Here is a 7,010-nt window from a genome sequence, read left to right on the forward strand (position 1 = left end):
AACTGTTTATGTTCATACGATTTAAAAATGAAGAGTATTTGGAATTTTTGATGGTTTTGCGACAGCCCCTCGCGAACTACAATACACTACCACTTATCATTCATAAAAAGAGTTGTATTAATTAATGATAATCTGGTTTACAATAGTAGTGATGCCTCTTTTATTTTTCCCACGTCATCAAAAAATGGCAGATCTGTAATTTTGTTAATCATTTCCTTTAAACTGTTAAGCCTACGAAAATCTACACCTTTAAATTTACGGTATAGAAATACACTGTAATCGAACGTTGTTGAAAGCTTCGTTTACACGGTGATAAATACATCAAATAAACTTTTAAAATGAAATTACTCCCCTATGCAATAGTAGTGGTCTTTTTAGCCTTAATTGCATTTACCGTTATCTATCTATCAAAAAAAATCATTTATATTTTTGGAATTGAGAGTACACGTTTAGTGTATATCACTTTCAGCTTGCTTCCATTGATTTTTATGGTAGTGAGTGGTGTTTTCACGAATGCTACAGGCATGATTGGGCACATCTTATACAAAACAGCATCGGTGACCATGGGTATTTACCTTTTCGTACTCCTCTCATTTTTGGTGGCGGATGGTATCGGTATTTTTGTGAAATTAAAACCATCAACATTTGGCCTAATAGGTTTTGGACTGGCATTTTGCATTACTCTTTTTGGATATTGGAGAGGAGCGAGCATACAAATTACACCAATGACAATTCCGATGGAGGGCCTAACAAAAAAAGTAAAAGCTGTTCACTTAACGGATATTCATATTGGACATTTCAGAACAAATGGTTTCTTACAAGAAGTCATTGAGAAGACCAATGCACAAAATCCTGATGTAGTACTGATTACTGGAGACTATCTAGACAGTGAATACGCTCTAAAAGAAAAATATTTTGAGCCTTTGAAGCAAATTAAGGCACCAGTTTATTTTGTAGACGGTAATCATGATCATGCCACCAATATGGATAGTATTTATTCTTTGATGAAGAAAGTTGGCGTTCACGTTTTAGAAAATGAAAAGGCGACTTTTGGGGAGTTACAAATCGCTGGCTTAACGCACATGCTTGCTGATCGAAACTCTTTTGATATGCATGCTTCAGATGAAAAACCAACGATGGATGAAGTTTTACCTACGCTTAAAATGATCAAAGAACGTCCAACTATATTGCTTCATCATGCTCCAAACGGAATCAAATATGCCAATGAACATGGTATTGATTTATACCTCACCGGTCATACACATGCAGGGCAGATTTTCCCATTCAACTTTGTGGCGAATATGATATTTGATTATAACAGAGGTTTGCATGATTATAACGGTACAAAAATACTTGTTTCAGAAGGGATTGGTACATTTGGTCCTCCTTTTAGACTTGGAACAAAAAGTGAAATCATAGCATTAGATTTGATTCCGAAACACTAAGTCAAAAGCAAAATTTCCTTTAAGACCAATGGGGAAATACGACTTAGTGATTTTCTGAAGATATAGAAGAACAGTGTTTAATAATAACTTTTCAAAAATGTAGTCATGTAGGGGCGTTGCATTGCGGCGTCCTTACAAATAACAATACATCATAAACTAAGTTTTCGAATAAATTTGCATTTGCTCACGAATAGTTTTTGAAAAATATTTTTCAACACCAATTCATTCCATCAAAACAGTACGCAGTTCCATACTCCAAAAAAAAATTAACCTCATCTACCCACTTAAAAATCAACTCTTGTTTTGTAATACATTAAAATGTAAATTGAAACGGTCTTTCAACAATCTAACAGCAAACTATTTTTTGAAAGGGAGTTGGAAGTTTTTTTCACTAATAGAGACACCCTATTGTTTGATTTTTAATGTTAGTAAACGTTAAAATTGAATAATATATACCATTAGGAAATAAAAAGATAATTATGGAACCAAATTTAAATTCTATAACTATTGACTTGATTAGTCAATTTGTTGATGTTTTAAGAGATAAGAATGAAGCCAAAAAACTATTGGATAACATTTCTAAAACAAAAGGGCTTTCAAGGCAGCAATCCATAAAAGCATTATCTTCAGAACATGAAAATGAAAACCTCGTTTTAGTTTTAGGTGCAGGGGTCTCAGTTAAATATGGGCTTCCCGATTGGTATTCTCTTCTTCAAAAATTAATGATTAAAACAATTGAAGAGGAACAAAAAGTTTCTACTGTTTTATCAAAACTCTTCACTAATGTTTTTAACCCAACACCTTTGATTGCAGGAAGATATTTACAAAACTACTTTGAAGATAAAAATGAATCTTTTGAAGAGTATGTGAGGGTAGCTTTGTACCAATATTTTAATATTGAAAATGAGTCAGGTTTAATGGATGAGATAGTTAACTTTTGCGTAGCTTCTGGGACTTATCCAAATCTTGATAGTGTAATTACATACAATTTTGATGATATTTTAGAACAAAGGCTAAGCAAAATACAAATCCCAATTAGGTTTATGCCGATTTACGGATTAGGGATGCAACCAGGAAAGAACTTACCAATCTACCATGTACATGGGTATTTACCACAAAAAGGAGAGATAACAAGTAACAATATAATAACATTTGGAGAATCGATTTATCATGAACAATACTATGATACTTATAGTTGGAATAATATCGTTCAAATAAACAAATTTAGGGATAAGACATGTTTATTTATAGGTTCATCTATAACTGATCCAAATATTAGAAGGCTTCTTGATATTGCACAAAAACAAAAGGGTAATAAAGAACTGAATCATTATACATTTAAACAACATTATAAGGTTTCTTGGGTTCAGAAAAAGCTGAAAGAAATATTAAATGAAAATGCTGAATTGCTTGATGAAAAAATATTAGCGGAATTAACACTAAATGATACGGTTAAATTTTTAATTGATATTGTAGAAAAATTTGAAGAGTCTGATATGAAGTCACTCGGAATTAATACAATTTGGGTTAAGGAATGGGATGAATTGCCTGAAATTTTAAGAGAAATCAGAGAAACAGAATAAATAATGTTTGCTTACATTTTGTATAAATAATTGTCGGAAAGAACCATGTTATCTGCCACTAATCATGTAGTTTCCCTTTATGCTCTATAAGATAAAAAACGATGCAAGAAAGACAGTTAAACATAATATCGAGAAGATTGAAGAAAATTGAATCTAATTCTTTTGAAGAAGATGATATTAGGTTGTTTCTAATTGAAATACGAGATTATTTAAGTAGTGATTCTGTTTTAAAAGAAGTTGCACATTTCATTGCACATCCAGGTAGAATAAGAGGAATATGTCATTCGAGAATCAACTCGAGACATGCAAAAATGAAATTCAATAAAGAGGCAGTAGATAGATTATTCCAAGAAAATGTTTTTGAAAACAACTTAGAAAAAGAGTTCTCATTTTTTTCAAATAAAATCCTAAGTTATATTAAAACTGAAAAGATTGGGAAGCAACTTTTTGAAGTAGTAATAAAAGAAGGAATCGAAGAAATTCCTTCAAACTTGTTTAAAGAATATTATAAATTAAGTAAAAAACAAGTTAGAAGCTTGGTTAACAGTAATTACAAAAAAGAAGCAGGGTATTATCTACTTATGAATGGTAAACAAAATCCAAAATTCTCACTTTTAGATGATTTGTTGAAATTTATTAGAGGCACAATTACAGGTAAGAGTGCATTTGAACAAATTGAACTAGAAAAAGAAATTGTTCAAGCTATAAATAAATTAAATAATAGCTTAAAAGATAAAATAGAAGTGGGCAAGATTAAAGAAAATATGGATTCAATTATACTTTGTTTACTGACAATATTGCATGGAATAAAATTTCAATTATTTGATAATTCTGTTGCTTTTTCTTATTTGACATTTTGTAAATCTAATTCGTTTGAAGAAAATAGTAAATATGTATTAATGATTTATGTAAATGCTTCGAATTTTCATTTCCCAATAATTTCTACAAAATTGTTAGCAGATGAGTATATAAATGGCGACAAAAATGAGTTTATAAAATATGACTCTGAGGAAATGCCTTGGATTTATATTAGAAAGGATAATAATGGGAAATTTAAATTAGAGAAAAACGTGGTATAACAATGTACCTGTTGTCGTACATGCCCTCTCAATTATCTTATACATCGAATGTTCTATCCGTTGGTATAAATAAACAATTAACTAATTCTAATTTTTTTGATGATATTTAAACAAAAAAAAAATACATGATACTTTCCAAGAGATAATTAAATCCCATCAATTTAACTCTGGCCTTCAAAAAATTGCTAATAATTATGCAAATTTAAAACAAGAACAACATATCCGTAATTTGATTCAGATTATGAGAATCGTAATAGTGATATGTTTGTATTAATTGTATCTGAATGGCTAAAATCAGATGGGGATAAATTTGCAAACACATGGTGTATATCTCAAAAATTATCAAAATACATCTCTAAATCGAATGAATGGAAGCTAAATTTAGAACAAGTAATGAATTCTTTAATGAGTCATCATGGTTTTCATATATTTTAAAAGTGGACCAACCTTACGATATTCACTATCATTTCTATATATTGTCCCGCTTAAAGTAAAATCACATCTACAATGATCTTATTGTACAGGTTGTATGTGATATATTTCATCTGCTATATAATTCAAATAAGTTCTTCCTCTTTAAAATTCAACAAGCAAAAATAAATTCTATATAATACGATAAATGAAATGATAGACATTACCGTTAATGAATTACAAAAAAATTACTATAAGGAATCAATAATAAATGTTGGTAAAGAATTAATCAAAGGGATAGAAGACTTAATTCTTAATAGTTCGTTTTATGTAGCAATCTCAGATAATAAAATAATAGGTTGTGGTAGGTTAAGATAGATTCATTTAAATTCAATCAAACAGAATTTAAAAGTTTTTTATTCATCCAGATTATTCAATACCCATCCCTAAATACCCAAAACAGTGATAAATCACTCCCTATTTATAGAATTGATAACTTACAGATGAGAAATTAAATTTAGATCTTTCTCAAACAATTCTCTTTGATATAACATTGTGAAACCATAAAATGACCTGTTGGAGTTATCTACTTTTGTGGTACAATTATTGATAAATTTGGAAGCGTAAAACACTGACATGAATTTTTTATGCTAATCATAAACATCTTTTATTTTTTGTTTCTTACTATCTATGCAATTCGACTTTTGAATCAAAATGAGGTTATTGGTAATTCGGAAGAACGAAGTATTCACGCTAATTTTTTATTAGCAGGAGTTTCTGCTGGTAAGTTCAAAATTAGTTAAGAAATACATTGAGTCTAAGAGTGAAAAACTCAATTCATGCTGGATGAAATGACTTAAATGTAGTAAGAAAAACAGACTTCTAAGAAATTTAAAAATACAATCTATTCGATTATTCTAGGGAGAATTATGTTCCTAGCTACTTGAGGCTATTTGACTTCTTTTTTTGCTACTTCCAATGATAATAGGTTATACATCATTATCCTTTTTTGCAGTGAAATTTTATTTCAAAATAGTGCTCTCTTCATATAAATTATATTAAATATGCATCTTATGAAAAAACAATTATCATTCATTTTTTTATTACTTATGATCGGGACTTCTTATGCACAAACCAAAGTGTATAATATGCCAAAATCTATTACAACAGATCATTCAAGCTTCACTTTCGAAAAAGTCAAATCTTCTACTTCTAGTTATTACATTAATTATAAGGCTAAAAACACTGGAAACGGTTACCTTATAATTGATCGTAATGAAACTACTTTAACAATGAACGAGGGGGAAGTTAGACCATCCAAAACACAATACATTTTAAAACCGGGAGACAGCAAAACGATTTACAATGAGTTCCGTGCGAAACCTCCTGTAAAGGCAAATGCAGACCAATTCTTTCTTCAAATGAAAGGTATTCGTTATGCAAAAGCACCAGGGGCAGCTGTAAAAACTGAGCCTTTAACGGTAGCTGAAAAAGTAGAAAAAACGTATGGTAGTTTTCACGTAAAAGTGATGGAACACAACGTTTATTCTGATAGAGTATATGTTCAGGTAAAATGTTCGTTCCAAGGAAAGATGGGACAATTAGGTTATTTAGACCTTTCAAAAATCAATGTTTCGGGAGGAGAACCGAAGATTGTGAAAAAAGGAGATATCATCTTCCCTAACAAATCTTATACTTTCTCTATCAACATTACTCCTAATGGTGAAGCCGTTGTGATTGATTGGGCGAATGCAATTCAAGTACTTCAATTAGAAGAGGTAAGCATCGAAAATATTGATATAAGAAGTACTACTTATGTAGAAAAAAAGGCAGCAGTGAGTGAAGCACCTAAAGCAGAGAAAAAAGAAGTTGCAAAAGATTGCGAAATGAGCTTTGCCGACTTCTCTAAACTTAAAAATGACATTAAAGCAGAAATGAATGCAGGTGGCAAATCTGTAGAGATGGCCAATGAGTTTTTGATGGAAAAAGGGTGTATCAGCACTGCCCAAGTAGTAGACTTGATGGGTGTTTTCAACTTGGATGGAAAAAGATTAGCTTTTGCTAAAATGGCATTTGAGTACACTTCTGACAAATCAAAATATCATATGGCAGTTGGAAAACTTTCATATGTGAAAAATAAAGAAGCTTTGGAAGAGTTTTTAGGTCATCAATAGACTATTCTAAAGAGCTATTAAACTGGCGTTTAATTGAAAAGAGGCTGTTTTTATCACTAGTTGATGAATCAGTCTCTTTTTTTTGATGATGATATAGAGGATCATTTGAGCCGTCAAAGTTGCTGATGTACTTGATTTAGAGAATGGTAAATTTCTACCCTTTAAAAATGCATTGCAAACTAAACTATCTTAATCAAATAATTCTTTTATAAAGGATAAATGGTAGTGTATTATGGTTCGTGAGGGGCTGTCGCAAAACCATCAAAAATTCCAAATACTCTTCATTTTTAAATCGTATGAACATAAACAGTTTAAAAA

4 protein-coding genes are annotated in these 7,010 nt (G+C 30.5%); all 4 read left to right on the forward strand.

Going from position 1 to position 7,010, the window contains the following annotated elements; translation table 11 throughout:
* Positions 1 to 338: 338 nt before the first annotated feature.
* The 4 genes from IC221_RS29060 (at position 339) to IC221_RS29075 (ending at position 6,692) form a co-directional block, all read left to right on the forward strand.
* Positions 339 to 1,445, forward strand: coding sequence for a metallophosphoesterase (locus tag IC221_RS29060; RefSeq protein ID WP_188172291.1), 1,107 nt, complete (start codon positions 339 to 341; stop codon positions 1,443 to 1,445).
* A 479-nt stretch (positions 1,446 to 1,924) separates the two neighbouring features.
* Positions 1,925 to 3,028, forward strand: coding sequence for an SIR2 family protein (locus IC221_RS29065; RefSeq protein WP_188172292.1), 1,104 nt, complete (start codon positions 1,925 to 1,927; stop codon positions 3,026 to 3,028).
* A 101-nt stretch (positions 3,029 to 3,129) separates the two neighbouring features.
* Positions 3,130 to 4,107 (forward strand): hypothetical protein, encoded by a 978-nt coding sequence (locus IC221_RS29070; RefSeq protein ID WP_188172293.1) that lies wholly within the window; start codon positions 3,130 to 3,132, stop codon positions 4,105 to 4,107.
* 1,484 nt (positions 4,108 to 5,591) lie between these two features.
* Positions 5,592 to 6,692: a DUF4476 domain-containing protein gene (locus tag IC221_RS29075; RefSeq protein ID WP_188172294.1), complete on the forward strand. Its 1,101-nt coding sequence runs from the start codon at positions 5,592 to 5,594 to the stop codon at positions 6,690 to 6,692.
* Positions 6,693 to 7,010 lie beyond the last annotated feature (318 nt).

The organism is Flammeovirga sp. EKP202 (genome assembly GCF_014534745.1).
In the GTDB taxonomy this organism is placed as follows: Bacteria; Bacteroidota; Bacteroidia; order Cytophagales; family Flammeovirgaceae; genus Flammeovirga.